The organism is Nocardioides sp. NPDC057772 (genome assembly GCF_042798075.1).
Taxonomy (GTDB): Bacteria; Actinomycetota; Actinomycetes; order Propionibacteriales; family Nocardioidaceae; genus Nocardioides.
In genome coordinates, this window is record NZ_JBHVKN010000028.1 from 21472 (window position 1) to 39852 (window position 18381).

The following is an 18381-nucleotide window of genomic DNA, read 5'->3' on the forward strand; positions in this document are numbered from 1 at the left end:
CGTAGGCAACCCGAACAGACCTTTATCCCCCGGGGGGTATTTATCCCCCGAGGGGTGTCACTGTATCGGGTGCGTCCGGCCGGATGCACCTCGGTGTCCAGAAGCAGGCCCGAAGACCTGGTGACGTCCGGGCCCCTCGCCCCGCTCGCGTACCGGGCACCACGCCGCCGCCTTGTCGTCGCCTGCAAAGATGACTCTGTCAGGAGGGGACAATGACCACAGTCGACGACAACCCGATCAACGGGTTGGTCGATCTCGTCGAGGCAAGCGGCGACGAGATGGCCCGCGAGCTGGCCAGGTTCCGGATGCGCTACAAGTTCGCGATGGACGAGGTCTCGACCAAGATCGCGATCCTGCGCGAGGAGTTCGAGCACACCCACGACCACAGCCCGATCGAGCACGTACGCACCCGGCTGAAGTCACCCGACAGTCTGCTCGCCAAGGCCCGCAAGATCGGCTGCCCGCTCACCCTCGAGGCGCTCGAGCAGCAGATCCGCGACATCGCCGGGATCCGGGTCGTGTGCCCGTTCGTCTCCGACGTCTACTGGATCATGGAGATGCTCGGCAGCCAGTCCGACGTCGACGTGGTCGAGGTCGAGGACTACATCGCCGAGCCCAAGGCCAACGGCTACCGCAGCCTCCACCTGATCATCAAGGTGCCGGTCTACCTCTCCGACCGCGCGGTGGACGTCCCGGTCGAGCTGCAGATCCGCACCATCGCGATGGACTTCTGGGCCAGCGTCGAGCACTCGATCTACTACAAGTACGACGGCACCGTCCCCACCACCCTGCGCGACGAGCTCGGCGCGGCGGCCCGCACCGCCGCCGACCTCGACGCCACCATGGCCCGGTTACGCAGCGAGGTCCACGGCCCGGTCCGCTGAACCGGAGCCGTGGACCCCATCGAGGTCAGCGGCCGTTGACGAACCGCTGGTACTGAGCCCGCGCCTCGTCCGGGGTGATCGCCCGGTCGAGGAACATCAGTGAGTCCATCCGGCAGTCGCAGGGGTTCCGCTCGACGGTGTCCTGCGGGAAGGAGCCTCCGACCTTGTAGCCGCGGGGCAACGTGTCGGAGGTGCCGGTGCCGTCGACCTGCCACGGGTCACCCGCCGAGGTGTAGAACCCCTCGACCGCCTTGCCGTTGCGGTAGAGCGCCATCTTCCCCGTGGTGTAGTCGAACGTCGCCGCCAGGTGCACCCACTGCCCGCGCGGCAGCAGGGTCTGCCAGTCCGCCGAGGCCGCGAAGGTCTGCGAGGCACCCTCGTCGAGCCGGCGCCCGAGTGCCACCAGGCGCAGGGTGCCGTTGACGTTGATGAGCTCGAGCAGGGCGCGTACGCCGTGGCCGTCGGAGTTGCCCGACAGCACCCCGGCCAGCCCGATGGCGTTGAACCGGTCGGTCGGGTCGGCCGTCACCGAGTTGAGCGCGGGCCCGTCCATGTCGACCTTGAACCAGCCGGCCACGGTGATCTGCTCGGCTCCAGCGAACGGCGCCAGCGACGCGACGCCGTTCTGGTTCCACGATCCCGCCTTCCAGTCGTCGTTGCCGTTGACCTCCGGGGCGACCTGCTTGGTCTGCAGGGCGTTGTTGCTGGTCCGGTAGGCGGAGTCGCTGACCTGCATCGCGTTGCCGCCGTTGACCTGGTTCAGCAGCGTCCGCGAGAAGCCCTGGTCCTCCTCGCGCGCCCCCGGGGCGAAGGGGTGCTCGAAGTCGTAGTAGCTGACCAGGTCCTCGCGCAGCGACGGCAGGACCTCGCTCGGCCAGGGCCGCTGCACGGTGTCCACCACCTTCCAGATCTTCCCGTTGGCCTTGGCCAGCAGGTAGAGGTTGCGGCGGGAGTCGGTGCCGAAGCGCAGGTCCACGCGCGGGTGATCGACGAAGTCCTGCATCGAGAGCCGCTTGCCCGAGGTGTCGAAGAGCTGCATCTGGTGCAGGGTCGCCTCCCGGCTGCTTCCCCGTCGCATCTGCCGGGCATCGGTCCAGAAGACCTCGCCGTTGACCAGGTCACCGAAGACGTACTTGCCCTTCAGGTCGTCGAACCCGCCGCGGTAGACGACGCCGCCGCTGACGGCGTGGCCGCTGTCGGAGGTGCAGGGGTAGTTGGCCGGCGGGTCGTGGTCGAAGGAGGCCACCGGGAGCGTGAAGCGGGACATGTCGTAGCCCTCGGGCACCGTGTAGAGGGCGCACTCGTCGGTGTTGTCGTAGAGCAGTCGGCCCTCGATCTCGCTCCAGCCGAGGTTGTCCCCGGCCTGCACGTCGTAGACGCCCTCGATCGCGTGCTGGCCGATGTGGCCGAGCAGCAGCCGGCCCGTCTCGACGTCCCAGGAGAACCGGTGCGGGTCACGCATGCCGTACGCCCAGATCTCCTCGATCGCGCCCTCCCGGCCGACGAACGGGTTGCTGTCCGGGACCCCGTACGCCCCGTTGCGCCCGTCGCGGGCGAGCGGGTCGATGCGCAGGATCTTGCCGAAGGGGTTGGCGAGGTTCTGCGGATCGTCGCTGCGGACGCCGTTGCCGCCGTCGCCGGAGGCGATGTAGAGCAGCCCGTAGTCCTCGTCGCCCGGCTGGGCGGTCGGGTTGAAGTCGATCTGCTGGATGGCGTGGATCTGGCCGGCGAAGTCGATCCGCATCACCTCCCGGCTGGTGCCTTCGAACGTGTCCGCGGCCGGGTCGGCGGCGTGCCACTCGGTCACGACGCTGACGGTCCGCCCCGAACCCGGGTTGGTCTGCGAGGGGAACGTCGGCGTCTTGGCGAAGCCGCCGAAGCGCTCGGTGTGGACGGTGTAGAGGAGACCGTTCTCCTCGAAGTCGGGGTGGAAGGTGATGAACCCGGCGCCGCTGCCCAACCCGGCCCCGGACCAGAAGTCGACGAAGTGGTCGCGGAGGTTCAGGTATTCGTGCTGCTGCCCGTTCTCGAGCAGGTACATCGGCCCGTTGAGGTCGGGGACGTACATCCGGCCCGAGCCGTCGGGGACCTCACCGATGAAGTTGATGCGGTTGTGACGTACGAGGCGCTGGTCGGTGGGCGCGGGGTAGGGCTCGGTCGCAGGAAGCTGGGTGACCTCTTCGAGCACGAGGCCGAGGCTGCTGCGTACGGGCTGCTCGGGGATGGGGTCGGGGACGGGCTCGCTGCCGGGGATGGCGGCGTTGGCGGGACTGGCAGAGAGCGTGGGGGTGAGCAGAGCGGCGAGCAGGGCGCCGACGGCGAGGCCGGCCCGCGCCTGTCTGCCCCATAGACGTGAGGTTTCCATGGGTTGTTCTCTCCTTACCGAAGGTTCAGCGGGCGGTATTGCTTCGGGCTTCGCTTCAGCGATGACGTACGCCCGCGACGGTGACGTCACGGATGCGCCCGAAGTTGTCGAAGGAACCGAAGCCGAACCGGCCTCCGGCGAAGCTGGTGTCGGTGGCGGTCATCCGCGGCTCGTCGGCACCGTCGAGGTAGACCGCGATCGCTCCCGTGCGGGCGTCGTAGTCGAGGCGTACGTCGTGCCATTCCGCGTCGGTGATCGACGGCGCGGCTCCGACCGTGCCGTTCCACTGGTGGTCGATCCGCAGCCGGTCGGCGTCGTTGACCACGAAGATGCCGTTGTGGGGGTAGATGGTGTTGTCGGTCGAGAGGTGGGCGTAGTAGAAGCGTGTCGGTGACTGGTAGTTCCAGACCAGGATCACGTCGCGGTTGGTGACCGTGACGGCCTCGTCGATGCGCACCTCGGCGCGGTAGGTCAGCGAGCCGAGAGCCGGCCCCTGGGTCACGATGGCGTACTCGAAGGGGCGTCTGGGGCCCGGCTGCGGGGTCCCCGGCTCGGTCAGGATGACCTGGCCGTCCTCGAAGGCCCACTTCGCGTCGGTCAGCGGATCCCAGTCGGCCACGCTGGCCCGGGGATTGACCACGGCCAGGCCCGGGCCCTCGGGTGTGTGCGCCTGGGCTCCGGCGAGCGGAGCGGCCAGGGCAACGGCGAGGGCGATCACACCGGCGCGTACGCCTCGCCCCGTCATTCGGTTCAGCGTCAGTCTCCGGTTCCTTCTCATGGTTGCTTCCCTTCCCCTAATCGGGACCGTCGGTGGCCCCTGCTGAGGTCGTTGCGGCTCCCCCGAGATAGAGCTCCGCCATCCGTGGGTCGGCGAGCAGGTCGGCGGCTGCCCCTGCGATGTGCACCTTCCCCAGATCGAGTACGCAGCCCAGGTCTGCCGACTCCAGGGCCCGCCGGGCGTTCTGCTCGACGAGCAGGACCGCCAGACCGGCGTCGCGCATGCGTACCACCTGCTCGAACACGGTTGCGGTCGTCTTCGGGTCCAGGCCCATGCTGGGCTCGTCGAGCAGCACGACCTTCGGGCTCACCATCAGCGAGCGGGCGAACTCGACCTGCTTCTGCTGACCGCCCGAGAGCGCGCCGGCGAGGGTGTTCCACCGCTCGGCGACGACCGGGAAGAGGCTCTTGACGAAGTCGGTCCGCTCGGCCACCGCCGCCGGGTCGCGGACGGTGTAGGCGCCCAGCCCGACGTTCTCGGCCACGGTCATCTCCTTGAAGACCGAGTGGCCTTGGAGCACGTGGGCCATGCCGGCGCGGAGCATCTGCTGCGGACCGTTGCGGGTGACGTCGACGCCGTCGATCGTGATGGTCCCCGAGCGTGGCGTCAACATGCCGCTGGCCACCTTGAGCACGGTGGACTTGCCGGCGCCGTTCGGGCCGACCAGACAGACGATCTGACCTGCGGGAACGGTGACGGTGAGGCCGCGCAGGACGAGCGCGGCCCGGCCGTAGCCGGCCTCGATGTCGCGCAGCTCGAGAAGAGGTTCAGACACCAAGGTAGGCCTCCAGGACTCGGGGGTCGTTCTGCACGTCCGCCGGCGCACCGGAGGCGATCGGACGGCCGCGGTCGAAGACCACGACATGGTCGGAGAGGCTCATCACCAGCTCCATGTTGTGCTCGACGATGATGAAGGTGCGGCCCTCGGCGTTGAGCTCGCGCACGAGCGTGGCGATCCGGCCGATCAAGGCCGGGTTCACTCCCCCGGCGGGCTCGTCGAGCATGATCGTGTCGGGTTCGGCCATCAGCACCCCGGCCAGCTCGAGCAGCTTCTGCTGGCCGTAGGAGATGTCGCGGGCCTCGCTGCGCTCGAGGTGCTCGATGCCGACCCGGGCCAGCAGCTCGCGGGCCCGAGCGATGTCATCGGGGTTGTGCGCCCCGCGCAGCCGGTGGACGACGCCCGCCGAGCAGACCCCGGCCAGCACGTTGTCGAGCACCGTCATCCGCGGGAAGATCCGGCACAGCTGGAAGCTGCGCCCGAGCCCGGCCCGTGCGATCCGGTGGGGTGCGTGGCCGGTCACGTCCCGGCCGCGGTAGGTCACGGTCCCCGAGTCGGGGCGGATCATCCCGGTCACGCAGTTGAAGAACGTGGTCTTGCCCGACCCGTTCGGGCCGATCAGGGCGTTGATCCTGCCCTCCTGGAAGCTGACCGTCGCCTCGTCCACGGCGCGTACGCCGCCGAAGGACTTGGTCAGTCCGTCGGTCTCCAGGCCGTGCTTGATGATCTCGGTCATCGCTTCGCCTCCTCGAGCGCCTTGCGCTCCTCGGCCAGCTGAGCGGCGTCGACCTCGCGGATCGAGGTGCCACCGGGTCGGAACCGGTCGAACTGCGCGGCCACCCAGGGGATGACCCCGTCGGGCATGAACAGCACGACCAGGGCGAGCAACAGTCCGAGCGCGACCAGGTGCAGCTGGGTGTCGCCGTACTGGTTCTTGAAGAACTCGACGGCGTAGCCCACGATCACCGCGCCGACGACCGGACCGAGCAGGCTGCGCACGCCACCGAGCAGCGACATCAGCACCAGATAGGAACCGGTCAGGATCGAGAACTGGAAGATCGGATCGAGCGAGCCGAACCAGAGGGCGTACATCCCGCCCGCCATCGCGGTGAAGAACGCCGAGACGACGAAGACGACGAGCTTGTAGACGAACGTCGGCACGCCCAGCGCCTGTGCCTTGTCCTCGTCCTCGCGGATCGCCTTGAGCCCGGTGCCGAGCCGGGACCGGTCGACCAGCCACCACAGCGCGAGGGCGACCAGCGTCAGGCCGACGAACAGGTAGAAGAACCGCTCGTGCTGCTCGGGCCGGAAGACATCGGTGCCGAACGGCCGCGGCACCCGCAACCCGTTGGACCCGCCGGTGACACCGGCCCAGCTCTGCGCGACCAGCAGCAGGATGAGCACCAGCGCGATCGAGACGATCACGAACGAAGCGCCGCGGACCCGCAGCGACGCGATCCCGATCGGCACCGCGGCCAGGCCGACGAGCAGCGCCGCGACGACCATCGAGATCCACGGGTTCACCCCGGCCTCGGTGATCAGCAGCGCAGTGCCGTAGCCACCCAGCCCCGAGTAGGCGGCGTGGCCCAGTGAGATGTAGCCGGTCAGCCCGCCGACGAAGTTCCACGCCACCGCGAGCGCGGCATAGCTGGCGATCACCACACCGACCGACAGGATGAACGGGTCCGGGGCGAGCGCCGGGAACGCGAGCACGAGGCCGAGCCCGGCGGCTGCCGCGACGAGCTTGGCCACGAGGATCGAGCGGCCCGGGGACGTACGGCTGTCGTTGTGTCTAGAAGCGCTGAGCAAGGCGACCTCCGAAGAAACCCTGGGGGCGGAACATGAGGGTGGCGAAGAGGGCGACGTAGAAGACCGTCTGCGCCCATGTGGTGCCCATCGGGATCTGCAGCAGCGCCTGGGTGACGCCGAGGAGCATCGCCGCGATCGCGGCGCCGGGGATGCTGCCGAGGCCGCCGATCACGATGATCGCCATCAGCGGCCCGATCCAGTGCCAGTGCAGCGAGGGATAGATGGTGGCGTCGAGCGCGAGCGCGGTGCCGCCGACCGCTGCCGTGGCCAGGCCCAGCCCGAAGCCGAAGCCGGCGATCCGGTCGGTGTCGATGCCGAGCAGCTGAGCGGCTTCGCGGTGCTGGATCGTGGCCCGCAGCGCCTGCCCGAAGCGGGTCTTCTTGAGGAGCAGGAACAGCGCCAGGAGCGAGACCGCGGCCAGCCCGAAGGCGATCAGCTTCACCACCGCGATCCGGGCGCCCCACAGCTCCAGGCTGGCGCCGGAGTAGCCGAGCTGGATCCGTCGCTGGGTGCCGGAGAAGAGGTAGCCGAGGCCACCCTCGATGACCAGCGCGATCGCGAAGGTCAGCAGCACCGACATCATCGTCAGCGTCGCCGGCCGCAGCCGCGAGAGCAGCGCGCGCTGCATCCCGTAGCCGGCCGCGAAGAACAGCGGCACGGTGACGAACAGCGACAGCAGTGGATCAAGCCCGGTCTGCTTGGTGAAGAACCAGGCCAGGTACGCAGCCAGGATCAGGAACGCGGAGTGGGCGATCATCACGACCCGCATGACCCCGAAGTAGAGCGTCAGGCCGGCGGCGAGCAGGGCGTAGAGGCCTCCGAGCAGCAGCCCCAGGATCAGGCTCTGCAGGAGAAGAGCTCCCGACATGGGCTCACCACGCCGGCTTCGGGAAGATGAACTCGGCCTCTGCCTGGTCCTCCGGCAGGACGATCTTGATCTCGCCGTCGACCCACTGCTGGATCATGTGGGCGCTCTGCGGGCGGCCCTTGTCGTCCCAGCTGAGCGGACCGACGACCGTGTCGACCTCGTTCTCGCGCAGCCAGTCGATCAGCTGCGACTGGCACTCCGGGGCGGGCTCGGCGCACTCGACGGCCTCGACCGCCGCCGCGACGACCTGGCCGGTGGTCCAGGCGTTGGCCTCGTCCTCGCCGGGCGCCTCGCCGTGCTTCTCCTCGTAGAACTTCACGAACTCCTGGTTCTCGGGGTAGTCAGCCTTGGTGGTGTAGCCGGTCGGCGCGATGACGCCCTGCGTCTTGTCGCCGATCGCCTCGGCGAACTCGGTCTCGGTCGGCGCCGTCGAGAACGCGGCCAGCTTGGGCTGGTAGTCGAGCTGCTGCAGCGCGACGATCAGGTTGACGCCGTCCTGGTACTGGCTGCCGCCCACGACGATGTCGGCCTTGCTGTCGGCGATCTTGGCCGCGATGCTGCTGAAGTCGGTGGTGTTGGGCGGGTAGACCTCGTCCACGACCGTCTTCACGCCACCCTCCTCCAGTGCGTCCTTGAGTCCGTAGGCGGTGCCCTGGGCGAACGGGTCGTCCATCGAGGCGTACGCCGCGGTCTTGGGCCGCTCGCTCTCGGGCATCGCCAAGATGTGCTCGGCGAGCAGCTTGTAGTGGTCGTCGGCGACGGCGGGCGCGGCGTAGAAGAGGTTTTCGAAGCCCTCCTCGAAGACCTCCGGCGCCGCGCCGGCGGGCTCGACGAAGAGGTAGCCGTAGTCCTGGGCGACCTGGGCGGCCGGGATCACCAGGCGGGTCGAGAACGGACCGACGACCAGGTCGACCTGCTCCTGGTTGATCAGCTTCTCGTAGTCGGCCGCCACGCGCTCGGCGCTGGACTGGTCGTCGAGCATCTCCAGGCGTACGTCGCGGCCGAGCAGGCCGCCGTTGGCGTTGACGTATTCGGCCCAGGCCTCGTAGCCGCGCTGGATGCCCTTGCCGGGCTCGCTGAAGTCGCCGGTCAGGGGCAGCGAGATGCCGATCACGATCTCGTCGTCGCTGCCTCCTTCCTCGGCGGCGCCACAGGCGGCGAGGGTGGAGGCGAGAGCGAGGGCCGCCGTGGCTGCCAGGGTTGCTCTGGACCGCTTGCTCGCGGTGGGGGTCTTCGTGAAGCGCATCTGCGGGTCTCCTCTACGAAAGCGCTTACGTAAGCGTTTACGATGACGTTACCGACTCCCGCTTAGTGTGGCAAGGGTCACATTCCTGACGACAAGGGGCATCGATGGACCGTTCCGCCCGCTCCCCCCGCTTGATCGACGTCGCCAACGCCTCCGGCGTCTCGATCGCGACCGCCTCCCGCGCGCTCTCCGGAACCCCTGGCGTCAGCGACTCCGTCGCCGAGAAGGTCCGCCAGGCGGCACGCGAGCTCGGCTACGTCGCCAACCTCCATGCCCGCTCGCTCGCCAGCGGATCCACCGCGACCATCGGGCTCGTCGTCCACGAGATCGGCGACCCCTACTTCTCCGAGATCGCCAGCGGAGTGCTCAGCCTCGCCGCCGAGCACGGTCGCACCGTCCAGATCTGCCACTCCGGGCGCGACCCCGAGGCCGAGGTGGAGCAGGTACGCAGCCTGGTCGCCAATCGCGTCGGCGCGATCCTGATCGCGGGGTCGGGCTTCGTGGACGCCTCGGTCGAGGCACCGATGCGGCTCGAGGTGCAGCGTTACGCGGAGGCGGGCGGTCGCGTCGCGGTCGTCGGCCGCCACCACCTCGGCGTCGACAGCGTGCTGCCCGACAACCGCCCCGGCGGCCGCGCCGTCGCCGAGCACATCCTCGGCCTCGGCCACCGGCGCATCGTGGTCGTCTCCGGCTCGCTGGAGCTGACCACCGTCGCCGACCGCCTCGCGGGGGTGCGCGACGCACTCGCGGCGGCGGGGCTCGACGCCGGTGACGTACCCGTCCTGGAGGGGCCGTTCACCCGCGAGGGCGGGCGCGAGTGCATCCGCCGCATGCTCGCCGACCACCCGCGTACGACGGCCGTCATCGCCCTCAACGACGACATGGCCATCGGCTGCCTCTCCCAGCTGCGGAGCTCGGGGGTCTCGGTGCCGGGCCAGGTCTCGGTCAGTGGATTCGACGACGTCGCGGTCGCTCAAGACCTGTCCCCCGGACTCACCACCGTCCGCCTGCCGATGGCCGAGATGGGCGCCCGTGCGCTGACGCTGGCGTTGAAGGAGCCCGGCGCACGGCCGCGTCGGCAGCGGGTCCCCGCGGAGCTCGTGGTGCGCGACTCGACCGGCCCCGTGGGATCCGTCGACGCCTCGGAGGAGAATGGGGGTCGAGCGAGAGGAGCCAGATGAAGGACATGCAGGTGCCGCCGGGCCCCGGCCTGCCCCAGGGTCTGGTCATCCCCGACTCCGAGCTGGTCGAGCGCTTCTCCCGCTCACCCGGGCCTGGCGGACAGTCGGTCAACACGACCGACTCGCGGGTGGAGCTGTCCTGGGACCCGTCCGCGTCCGAGGTGCTCGACGAGTCGCAGCGTGCCCGCATCCTCGCCCGCTCACCCGGCCCGATCCACGTCGTCTCCCACGAGCAGCGCTCCCAGCTCCGCAACCGTGTCGCCGCGCGCGAGCGTCTCGCCCTGCGCATCCGCGAGCTCCTCGCCCCGCCACCGCCCACCCGACGCCCCACCAAGCCCACCCGCGGCTCCAAGGAGCGCCGCCTAGACGCGAAACGTCAGCGCAGCCAGACCAAGCAGCTCCGCGGGCGCGTCCAGGACTAGCCGCGACGTCTCGACGCACGCGCTCGCGGAGTCAGGCAGGGTCGGGATCGGTCGCGAGCCGCGCGTGGGTCTCGGTGTCGTAGCGGACCCCGTCGTAGAGCAGCTTCTGGCGTTCGCGGCCCTCGACGAGGAACCCGGCTGCGGTGGCGACGCGGCACGAGCCCGGGTTGTCGACCCGATGACCGGTCTCGAGGCGGAAGAGGTCGAGCTCGTCGAAGCAGTGGCGCGCCAGCAGCCTCAGGCCGGTGCTGCCGACACCCCGCCCGCGGTGCTGCTCGAGGGTCCAGTAGGAGATCCAGCCGATGCTGTGGGCGCGCAGCTGGGTGGTGACCCGCATCTGGCCCAGGATGTCGGAGCCGTCGACAACGGCGAAGGTGTACGCCCTGTCCGCCGCCGCCTCCTCGGCCCACCCGGCGATCATCCTCTCGGCGTCCTCGACGGTGGCGACGTCCGCCGGCCGCTCGGTCCGCATCCCCGTCCCGTCGTACGCAGAGAGCAGGACTTCCGCGTCCGACTCCTCCCACTCGCGGAGCCGGAGCACGTCATCAGCCATGCCTGAGACGATAGCGGCGGCCCCTCACGTGCACGATCGATGCACGTAGACACGACACGAGAGTGCACGGATCGGGCACCTGCTCGATCTGTGCATAGGCGATGCGCATCCAAGTGCACGGATCGTGCACATCAACGAATCACCGGAAAGTGCGGGCGCCAGGCGTCCGACAGCTGCTTCGGCACGCCCGGTTCGCCTCGCTCCAGCAGCACCCGGTGAATCTTCTCGAGCGTCAGGTCGGGTCGACGATAGATGCCCTTCGCAACAACGGTCAGGATGCGCCAACCGTCGTCGTCGGCTTCCTCACGTCGTTCGAGGTCGCGCTCCCACTGCTCGGCCGGGTGCTGCTTGCCGTCGTACTCGATCGCGGTCTTCGAGACCGCATAGACCAGATCGTGCTCGCGCTTGAGCATGCCGTCACCGGTGCCGACGAGCGCGTTGATGCGTGGTTCCGGCAGACCACCGAGCACGATCAGCATGCGCACACGGGTCTCCATCGGCGAGCGAACGTTCTCGCGTACGTAGCGTGCCGCCGTCGCCGCCGGGCGCGAACCCGGCAGCGTCCCGGAGGCCGCGAAGTCGGCCAGGGTCGTCGGAGTCACACCCCCGTGGTGGCGTACGAGATGGTCGCCAGCGACGACGAGGTCGACCAGGCTCACCTGGCTGGCGAGTTCGGTGAAGAGCTGGTCGGGCGAGGAGACGCCGATGCCATCGACGACCACCGCTCGTGGCTTCCGCATCACATGGCAGACGATGCCTGGATGTGTACGCCGGTGAGCCGCCGCCGTCACCGTCACATGCTCGTCGGGCAACGTCGGGATCGGCACGTCATATACCCGAGCGGCGGACGCGTGACTGGCGAACCCGCGGCCCTGGAACGGTACGAGCGCAGCCTGGACCCGCTGCAGTGGCGTCGCCGGGGCGTCGGCGGCGACGTACACGCCACTGAAGAGACGGGTGAAACGCGGGCCGCGCAACGTGCTCGGTTTGATCTTCGCCTTCACGGCGTCAGCGCGCGAGAAAGGTCGCGAGACGTCCAGGGCGAAGTCTTCGTCCGGATCAGATGTGTCCCCCATGAAGGCATCATCTGTCGCCCGTGCACGATCCGTGCACCTTTGAGCCGATCAACGGTGCATGGATCGCGCACATGAATGATCGGTGCACTGAGTAAGGCAGGCGCAGTGCACCGATCGGTCAGTCACAGGGTCGACTGGATGCCGGCGAGGAGCTGACGGGCCATCACGATGCGCTGGACCTGGTTGGTGCCCTCGTAGATCTGGGTGATCTTGGCGTCGCGCATCATCCGCTCGACCGGGTAGTCGCGGGTGAACCCATAGCCACCCAGCAGCTGCACGGCGTCGGTGGTCACCTGCATCGCGACGTCGCTCGCGAACGCCTTCGCGGCGGCACCGAAGAAGGTGAGGTCCTTGTCGCCGCGCTCGGAGCGGCCGGCGGCGGCGTAGGTGAGCTGACGCGCGGCCTCGATCTTCATGCCCATGTCGGCGACCATGAACTCCAGGCCCTGGAACTCCGCGATCGGCTTGCCGAACTGCTTGCGCTCCTTGATGTAGCCCAGCGCGTAGTCGAGCGCACCCTGGGCGACACCGACGGCCTGGGCCGCGATCGTGATGCGGGTGTGGTCGAGGGTCTGCATGGCGTAGGTGAAACCCTTGCCCTCCTCGCCGATGAGCCGGTCGGCGGGGATGCGCACGTTGTCGAAGTAGACCTCGCGCGTCGGGCTGCCCTTGATGCCGAGCTTCTTCTCCGGGGCGCCGAAGCTGACGCCCTCGTCAGACTTCTCCACGACGAAGGCGGAGATGCCCTTGGAACGCTTGTCGGGGTCGGTCATCGCCAGGACGGTGTAGTACTCCGAGACGCCGGCGTTGGTGATCCACCGCTTGACCCCGTTGAGCACCCAGAAGTCGCCGTCGCGGACCGCTCGGGTCTTCTGGTTGGCGGCGTCCGAGCCGGCGTCGGGCTCGGAGAGGCAGTAGGAGAAGTTGCCCTCGCCGGCGGCGAGCTTGCCGAGGTACTTCTTCTTCAGCTCCTCCGACCCACCGATCTGCACCGGCAGCGAGCCGAGCTTGTTCACGGCGGGGATCAGCGAGGCCGAGACGTCCGCGCGGGCGATCTCCTCGATCACCAGGACGGTCGCGAGCGCGTCGGCACCGACACCGCCGTACGCCTCGGGCACGTGCGGCGCGAAGAACTCGGTCTCGATCAGCGCGTCGTGCGCCTCCTGCGGATAGCGAGCCTCCTCGTCGACCGCAGCCGCGGCCGGCGCGATCTTGGCGTCGCAGATCTCACGGATGGCCTTGCGGATCTCCTGGTGCTCCTCGGAGAGGGCGAACAACGGGTACTCGGCACTCATGTCCCGGAGTCTATGCCTGTTTGCTACTCGCCAGTACGTCGGCGGGTCACGGAATCCCCGAAGCGGTGTTGTTGTTCCCTCCACATGACCGCCGCATGGCTCGACCAGGACACCATCGACACGCTTCTCGACGACTCCGAGACCTGGGCCGTGGTCGGCCTCTCGGGTGACCCGTGGCGTACCGCCTACGCGATCGCCCAGGAGCTCCAGCTGCACGGCAAGCGGATCGTCCCGATACACCCGGGTGCCGCGGCCGAGGGCAAGGAGGTGCTCGGCGAGAAGGTCTACGCGACTCTGGCCGAGGCCGCAGCGGCCGTCGGGAAGATCGACGTCGTCGACGTCTTCCGCCGCTCCGAGGCCGCCGGCCAGTTCGCCGACGAGGCGGTGGCGATCGGCGCCGGCGGTGTGTGGTTCCAGATGGGCGTGATCGACGAGTCGGCCTTCGAGCGCACCACCGCGGCCGGCGTACCGATGGTGATGGACACCTGCCCCAGCAAGATCTGGTTCGAGCGCGCCAAGGCGGGCGCGCGGAGGTAGGGCTACGGCTCGAACGTCATCGTCCGCATGTGCTCGTAGATCACCGACGTCTCGACGTCGGCGATCTCGGCCCGGGAGGTGAGCCGGTCGATCACGAACGCGTAGAGCGCGTCGTTGTCGGGGACCGCGACATGGACGATGAAGTCCATCCGGCCGGAGGTGACGAACACCCCGACCGCCTCCGGGAGCGCGCCGACCCAGTCGCGGAAGGACTCGATGTTGGCGCGCGACGGCGGCCGGATGCGTACCGCGACGAGCGCCTGCACGCCGCGGTCGATCTGACGGAGGTCGAGATCGAGGTAGGCGCCGCGGATGAGCCCACGGCGCTGCATCGCCCGCGCGCGGTCGTGCACGGTGGTCGCGGAGACACCGACTTCCGCGGCGATGTCCCGGAGGCTCCGCCGTGCATCCATCGTCCAGGCGGCCAAAATCTGACGGTCGACTTCGTCCATGCACGCCAGATTAACCGATCCTCCTGACAATGACCGGCTTGATTGCGTTTAGTCCTGACATTCTCAAGACTTGTCGTCGATTCAGTTGGCGAATGACAGGAGTCAGAGTGATGAGCACAAGTGTCGAGACGGCGAGGATCGGGTTCGCTCCCGACGAGATCGACCAGTCCCTGAGCACGCGAGAGGTGCCCTTCAAGTGGGTGGTCGTCGTCGACCAGGACCTCCCCGCCGGACGCGCTGTGAACGCGGCCGTCTGCGTCGCGGGCGCGACCACGCAGCGTACGACCGGACTGCTCGGGGCGGACGCGGCCGATGCCGACGGCTCCACCCATCCGGGTCTGCCTTGGATCGGCTGCACGGTGCTCGGCGCCCCGGCCCAGCGGCTCACCGACCTGCGGCGCCAGGCGGTCGCCCAGCCCGGCGTCGCGGTCATCGACATGCCCACCCAGGCGCAGCACACCCGGGTCTACGACGACTACCTCTTCGCCGTCGGGAGCAGCCGCGGCGCCGACCTCTCCTACTGCGCGGTCAGCCTCTTCGGCCCGCGCCGGATCATCGACAAGCTCGTCAAGGGCCTGTCGCTCCTGCCCTGAGTCTCAGGTGCCCTAGGAGGTGGCGCGGCGTACGACCTCACCCTTCTCGCGGGCGAGCTCGGCGAGGGACTTCTCGTACGCCACCAGCTTCTGCTGCAGCTCGGGGTCGGCGACGCCGAGGATGCGGGCGGCGAGGATGCCCGCGTTCTTGGCGTTGCCGATGGCGACCGTGGCCACCGGGATGCCACCCGGCATCTGGACGATCGACATCAACGAGTCCATCCCGTCGAGGTACTTCAGCGGCACCGGGACGCCGATGACGGGCAGCGGGGTCACGGAGGCGAGCATGCCGGGCAGCGCCGCGGCGCCGCCGGCGCCGGCGATGATCACGGAAAGACCACGACCGGCGGCCTCGCGGCCGTAGTCGAGCATCTCCTGCGGCATCCGGTGGGCCGACTTCACGTCGGCCTCCCACTCGATCCCGAACTCGTCGAGAAGGTCGGCCGCGGCCTTCATCGTCGGCCAGTCGGAGTCGGATCCCATCACGATGCCTACGCGAGCGCTCATGGGGACAGGCTATGCGGCCGCCGACCCGCCTCGTGTCACCGGTCCGACCTCTGTCCGTCATCTGCATGTCGGTGCCGCCCGCTAGGGTCTTCCGACGCCGCCCGCAGTCCACTACGACCCCCTCAAAGGCAGATGGATCCAGCTACGAGCACCGACGTCGTCATCGGTACGCCGCCGAACACCGCCTCGGTCGAGCGGTTCACCGGGTTGACCAAGACGGAGCGCAAGGCGCTGCCCTCGCGTGTGCGGCAGGTCGCGTCCTGGTCGCGACAGGCGGCGTCGGCAACCGCCGCGCGGGAAGTGATCGAACGGGAAGCGGCCGACGCGGTCGACCACTTCCGAGCGAGCGCGGCCGAGCTGAAGCGCGCGGCCCAGGTGGCGTGGCGCAGCATCGCGCTCGACCGGAGCGACGGACCGCGACTGGCCGCGATCGCCCGGCGGCACGCGCTCGAGCCGGTCGACGAAACCACCCGGGAGCTCGTCGACGCGCTGGCCGCCGCCGCTGAGGACGTCACGCAGGCGAAGAAGGCGGCCGGTGCGCGCCGGTTGTTCGTGCGTGGCAGCCGCCGTGAGGACGCGGAGCTGGCGGGCAAGCGGATCCTCGACCTGCACCGCTGGGCCGGCGAGATCCACGCACCGACCCGGCTGGCCGAGCTGACCCGGCGACCGGACCGTCGCCGTTTGCGGGCCCGAGAGGCGCTGCTCCCGAGCGTCGGTCTCCTCGAGGCCCTCTCCGACCTGGGTTCCGAGGCCGTGCTGGCCCCGCGCAAGGGGATCCTCGTCCTGCGCAACGAGGCCGACGCGCTCAACGAGGCCAGGCGCTCGGAGGAGCCGGCTCGGCGGGCGGCTACCGAGGCCGCGAACGCGGTCCGGAGCGCCGACACCGACACCGCGGTGAGGTCGCTGCCGGTCGACGAGCTCGCCGACCTCGTGCGCATCGAGCCCCTCCTCGAGGCCGGGATCCGCACTGTCCACGAGGTCATCCATCCCCACTCTGACCTGCGGGAACTTCCGGGCGTCGGGCCGGCCACGGCGATGCGGATGCAGGAGGCGGCACAGGCGCTGTGGCAGCGCACCTACGACGAGATGCCGCTTGCCATCGACCATGAGCGCCGCACCCCGGCAGCCACCAGGCTGCTCGCGCGGCTGGCGGAGTGGGAGGCGGGGCGGCGTACGAAGGACGCAGGGGCGGAGCTCGCTCTGGTCCAGTCGCTGCGGCCGCTGATCCGGTCCCTCGACAGCGGCGCGAAGTTCCACCTGATCCTCGCCCACGCGGCCAGTCTCGACGACTTCCAGAGCGCGCTGCGGGCGATCGCCCACCGGGCAGAGATGGCCCGCCGGATCCGTCCTGGCAACCGGCCGGCCGATCCGTGGGAGGACTTCGAGAGGCGTCCGGCCGACTACTACGCGATGCTCTCCGAGCTCGGCTTCCTGACCGAGGACGAGGACAAGATCCACGGCGACCTGTCGGCCGAGATCATCGAGGCGGTGCGCGCGCAGGAGCTGCGTACGAACAACCTGACTGCCTCCCTGCGTGGCTACCAGCACTTCGGCGTCCGCTTCGCGCTGGTGCAGATGAAGGTGATCATCGGCGACGAGATGGGGCTCGGGAAGACGCTCCAGTCGCTGGCGGTGCTCGCCCACCTGCACGCGATGGGCGCCTCGCACACGCTGGTCGTCTGCCCGGCCGCCGTGGTCACCAACTGGGTGCGCGAGACCGACTCGAAGACCACCCTGATCCCTCACCGGCTCCACGGCAACCGCCGCACGAAGGCCGCCAGGATCTGGGTCGAGCAGGGCGGCGTCGCGGTGACCACCTACGAGACGCTCAACGCGATCCAGCCCTTCCTCGACCAGGTGAAGGTCGCCTGCGTCGTGGTCGACGAGGCCCACATGATCAAGTCGCCGCACACGCAGCGGACCGAGCGCGTACGCCGGGTGCTGGACGCCTCGGAGCGCGCCATCCTGCTCACCGGCACCCCGATGGAGAACCGCATCGAGGAGTTCCGCAACCTCGTCTCCTATCTCCGCCCCGACCTGCTGCTCTCCGCCGACGAGTTCAACCCCCACCGATTCAGCAAGCAGGTCGCCCCGGTCTACCTGCGCCGCAATCAGGAGGACGTGCTCACCGAGCTCCCCGACCTCGTCGAGGTCGAGGACTGGCTGCCGTTGTCGCCGGCCGACGAACGGGCGTACGCCGAGTGCGTCCGCGACGGCAACTTCATGGCCATGCGCCAGGCCGCCATGCTCCAGGGCACCTCGTCGGCGAAGGTCGAGCGGCTGATCGAGATCGTCGGTGAGGCCGAGGAGAACGGCCGCCGGGTGATCGTGTTCTCCCACTTCAGGAAGGTCCTCGACGACCTCGTCACGCTGCTGCCCGGCGAGGTGTTCGGGCCGCTGACCGGGTCGGTACCCGCCGAGGAGCGCCAGCAGATGGTCGACGAGTTCTCGGCAGCCGGCCACGGCGCCGTCCTGGTCACCCAGATCGTCGCCGGCGGCGTCGGCCTCAACATCCAGTCGGCGTCGGTCGTCGTCATCTGCGAGCCCCAGCTGAAGCCGACCATCGAGTGGCAGGCCATCGCCCGTGCCCGCCGGATGGGCCAGCTCCAGTCGGTCCAGGTCCACCGCCTGCTCTCCGAGGTCGGCGTCGACCAGCGCGTCCACGACATCCTCGCTGCCAAGGCCGAGCTCTTCGACGACTTCGCCCGGGTCAGTGCCACCGCGGCCAGCAGCCCCGAGGCCTACGAGACCTCGCACCCCGACGACGTCGTCACCGTCCTGGCCGCCGAGGCATCCGACGCCGAGATCGCCCGCGAGGTCGTTGCCACCGAGCGCCAGCGCCTCGGCGTCGTGGATCTGCGGCCGGCCGTCGTCAACGCCCCCGCGGCCAGGGCCCTGGGCGCCGGACGCACGTCCGTGCTGGGCCGGCCGCTCGGCGAGCTGCTGGCGCAGGGCGTGGAGGAGTTGGAGGGCGCGCTGACGCACGTCCTCGCGGAGGGCGCCCCGCCGGGGCTGCGTCGAGGTGGGCCTTCGTGGG

At 69.4% G+C, this 18381-nt stretch carries 18 protein-coding genes; 6 read left to right on the plus strand and 12 right to left on the minus strand.

What is annotated here, in order from left to right:
- The first annotated feature begins 212 nt into the window (after window positions 1–212).
- Window positions 213–884 (plus strand): GTP pyrophosphokinase family protein, encoded by a 672-nt coding sequence (locus ACFVJS_RS07635; protein WP_165110754.1) that lies wholly within the window; start codon window positions 213–215, stop codon window positions 882–884.
- 25 nt (window positions 885–909) lie between these two features.
- On the opposite strand, the gene ACFVJS_RS07640 is transcribed toward ACFVJS_RS07635, so the two are convergent.
- From ACFVJS_RS07640 to ACFVJS_RS07670, 7 genes are read right to left on the minus strand one after another with little or no spacing between them, the layout of a single operon-like run.
- Complete coding sequence (locus ACFVJS_RS07640; RefSeq protein WP_378878324.1) at window positions 910–3249, minus strand: PQQ-dependent sugar dehydrogenase; 2340 nt, start codon at window positions 3247–3249, stop codon at window positions 910–912.
- Between the two features lie 55 nt (window positions 3250–3304).
- A complete protein-coding gene (locus ACFVJS_RS07645; RefSeq protein ID WP_378878325.1) occupies window positions 3305–3994 on the minus strand; it encodes a hypothetical protein in 690 nt (229 codons plus the stop codon).
- Window positions 3995–4043: 49 nt separating this feature from the next.
- Complete coding sequence (locus tag ACFVJS_RS07650) at window positions 4044–4802, minus strand: ABC transporter ATP-binding protein (RefSeq protein ID WP_378878326.1); 759 nt, start codon at window positions 4800–4802, stop codon at window positions 4044–4046.
- Window positions 4795–5541, minus strand: a complete 747-nt coding sequence (locus tag ACFVJS_RS07655; RefSeq protein ID WP_378878327.1) for an ABC transporter ATP-binding protein — start codon at window positions 5539–5541, stop codon at window positions 4795–4797. The genes ACFVJS_RS07650 and ACFVJS_RS07655 overlap by 8 nt, the downstream gene beginning before the upstream one ends.
- Entirely contained in the window at window positions 5538–6614 is a 1077-nt protein-coding gene (locus tag ACFVJS_RS07660; RefSeq protein ID WP_378878328.1) for a branched-chain amino acid ABC transporter permease, read from the minus strand. The genes ACFVJS_RS07655 and ACFVJS_RS07660 overlap by 4 nt, the downstream gene beginning before the upstream one ends.
- Window positions 6598–7482 carry a branched-chain amino acid ABC transporter permease gene (locus ACFVJS_RS07665; protein WP_378878329.1) on the minus strand — a complete coding sequence of 295 codons (885 nt, stop codon included), beginning with the start codon at window positions 7480–7482 and terminating at the stop codon, window positions 6598–6600. The genes ACFVJS_RS07660 and ACFVJS_RS07665 overlap by 17 nt, the downstream gene beginning before the upstream one ends.
- Window positions 7483–7486: 4 nt before the next feature.
- Window positions 7487–8728 (minus strand): amino acid ABC transporter substrate-binding protein, encoded by a 1242-nt coding sequence (locus ACFVJS_RS07670; RefSeq protein WP_378878330.1) that lies wholly within the window; start codon window positions 8726–8728, stop codon window positions 7487–7489.
- Between the two features lie 104 nt (window positions 8729–8832).
- Here ACFVJS_RS07670 and ACFVJS_RS07675 point away from each other — a divergent pair, with 104 nt between their 5' ends.
- Both ACFVJS_RS07675 and arfB read left to right on the plus strand, forming a co-directional pair.
- A complete protein-coding gene (locus tag ACFVJS_RS07675; protein WP_378878331.1) occupies window positions 8833–9909 on the plus strand; it encodes a LacI family DNA-binding transcriptional regulator in 1077 nt (358 codons plus the stop codon).
- On the plus strand, window positions 9906–10331 hold the full coding sequence (arfB, locus tag ACFVJS_RS07680; protein WP_378878332.1) for an alternative ribosome rescue aminoacyl-tRNA hydrolase ArfB: 426 nt from the start codon (window positions 9906–9908) through the stop codon (window positions 10329–10331). Before ACFVJS_RS07675 ends, arfB begins: the two co-directional genes overlap by 4 nt.
- A 31-nt stretch (window positions 10332–10362) precedes the next feature.
- Here the strand turns inward: arfB and ACFVJS_RS07685 are convergent, their stop codons facing one another.
- The 3 genes from ACFVJS_RS07685 to ACFVJS_RS07695 all read right to left on the minus strand — a co-directional run bounded on the left by ACFVJS_RS07685 (window position 10363) and on the right by ACFVJS_RS07695 (window position 13255).
- Window positions 10363–10884, minus strand: a complete 522-nt coding sequence (locus tag ACFVJS_RS07685; protein WP_378878333.1) for a GNAT family N-acetyltransferase — start codon at window positions 10882–10884, stop codon at window positions 10363–10365.
- 131 nt (window positions 10885–11015) lie between these two features.
- Window positions 11016–11960 carry a DUF559 domain-containing protein gene (locus tag ACFVJS_RS07690; protein ID WP_378878334.1) on the minus strand — a complete coding sequence of 315 codons (945 nt, stop codon included), beginning with the start codon at window positions 11958–11960 and terminating at the stop codon, window positions 11016–11018.
- 122 nt (window positions 11961–12082) lie between these two features.
- A complete protein-coding gene (locus ACFVJS_RS07695) occupies window positions 12083–13255 on the minus strand; it encodes an acyl-CoA dehydrogenase family protein (protein WP_378878335.1) in 1173 nt (390 codons plus the stop codon).
- Between the two features lie 84 nt (window positions 13256–13339).
- Between ACFVJS_RS07695 and ACFVJS_RS07700 the strand changes: the two genes are divergently transcribed.
- On the plus strand, window positions 13340–13792 hold the full coding sequence (locus ACFVJS_RS07700; protein WP_378878336.1) for a CoA-binding protein: 453 nt from the start codon (window positions 13340–13342) through the stop codon (window positions 13790–13792).
- Window positions 13793–13794: 2 nt separating this feature from the next.
- Here the strand turns inward: ACFVJS_RS07700 and ACFVJS_RS07705 are convergent, their stop codons facing one another.
- Complete coding sequence (locus ACFVJS_RS07705) at window positions 13795–14244, minus strand: Lrp/AsnC family transcriptional regulator (protein WP_378878337.1); 450 nt, start codon at window positions 14242–14244, stop codon at window positions 13795–13797.
- A 110-nt stretch (window positions 14245–14354) separates the two neighbouring features.
- Between ACFVJS_RS07705 and ACFVJS_RS07710 the strand changes: the two genes are divergently transcribed.
- On the plus strand, window positions 14355–14837 hold the full coding sequence (locus tag ACFVJS_RS07710) for a DUF2000 domain-containing protein (RefSeq protein ID WP_378878338.1): 483 nt from the start codon (window positions 14355–14357) through the stop codon (window positions 14835–14837).
- Window positions 14838–14849: 12 nt separating this feature from the next.
- Here the strand turns inward: ACFVJS_RS07710 and purE are convergent, their stop codons facing one another.
- Window positions 14850–15344: a 5-(carboxyamino)imidazole ribonucleotide mutase gene (gene purE / locus ACFVJS_RS07715; RefSeq protein WP_008363509.1), complete on the minus strand. Its 495-nt coding sequence runs from the start codon at window positions 15342–15344 to the stop codon at window positions 14850–14852.
- Between the two features lie 132 nt (window positions 15345–15476).
- Between purE and ACFVJS_RS07720 the strand changes: the two genes are divergently transcribed.
- A partial coding sequence (locus ACFVJS_RS07720) for a DEAD/DEAH box helicase (RefSeq protein ID WP_378878339.1) occupies window positions 15477–18381 on the plus strand: 2905 nt, incomplete at its 3' end.

What these genes read in the sequence shown, in the direction of transcription:
- ACFVJS_RS07635 (WP_165110754.1), top strand. Translation starts at nt 213, where the DNA reads ATGACCACAGTCGACGACAACCCGATCAACGGGTTGGTCGATCTCGTC.
- ACFVJS_RS07640 (WP_378878324.1), bottom strand. Translation starts at nt 3,249, where the DNA reads ATGGAAACCTCACGTCTATGGGGCAGACAGGCGCGGGCCGGCCTCGCC.
- ACFVJS_RS07645 (WP_378878325.1), bottom strand. Translation starts at nt 3,994, where the DNA reads ATGACGGGGCGAGGCGTACGCGCCGGTGTGATCGCCCTCGCCGTTGCC.
- ACFVJS_RS07655 (WP_378878327.1), bottom strand. Translation starts at nt 5,541, where the DNA reads ATGACCGAGATCATCAAGCACGGCCTGGAGACCGACGGACTGACCAAG.
- ACFVJS_RS07665 (WP_378878329.1), bottom strand. Translation starts at nt 7,482, where the DNA reads ATGTCGGGAGCTCTTCTCCTGCAGAGCCTGATCCTGGGGCTGCTGCTC.
- ACFVJS_RS07670 (WP_378878330.1), bottom strand. Translation starts at nt 8,728, where the DNA reads ATGCGCTTCACGAAGACCCCCACCGCGAGCAAGCGGTCCAGAGCAACC.
- ACFVJS_RS07675 (WP_378878331.1), top strand. Translation starts at nt 8,833, where the DNA reads ATGGACCGTTCCGCCCGCTCCCCCCGCTTGATCGACGTCGCCAACGCC.
- arfB (WP_378878332.1), top strand. Translation starts at nt 9,906, where the DNA reads ATGAAGGACATGCAGGTGCCGCCGGGCCCCGGCCTGCCCCAGGGTCTG.
- ACFVJS_RS07685 (WP_378878333.1), bottom strand. Translation starts at nt 10,884, where the DNA reads ATGGCTGATGACGTGCTCCGGCTCCGCGAGTGGGAGGAGTCGGACGCG.
- ACFVJS_RS07690 (WP_378878334.1), bottom strand. Translation starts at nt 11,960, where the DNA reads ATGGGGGACACATCTGATCCGGACGAAGACTTCGCCCTGGACGTCTCG.
- ACFVJS_RS07695 (WP_378878335.1), bottom strand. Translation starts at nt 13,255, where the DNA reads ATGAGTGCCGAGTACCCGTTGTTCGCCCTCTCCGAGGAGCACCAGGAG.
- ACFVJS_RS07700 (WP_378878336.1), top strand. Translation starts at nt 13,340, where the DNA reads ATGACCGCCGCATGGCTCGACCAGGACACCATCGACACGCTTCTCGAC.
- ACFVJS_RS07705 (WP_378878337.1), bottom strand. Translation starts at nt 14,244, where the DNA reads ATGGACGAAGTCGACCGTCAGATTTTGGCCGCCTGGACGATGGATGCA.
- ACFVJS_RS07710 (WP_378878338.1), top strand. Translation starts at nt 14,355, where the DNA reads ATGAGCACAAGTGTCGAGACGGCGAGGATCGGGTTCGCTCCCGACGAG.
- purE (WP_008363509.1), bottom strand. Translation starts at nt 15,344, where the DNA reads ATGAGCGCTCGCGTAGGCATCGTGATGGGATCCGACTCCGACTGGCCG.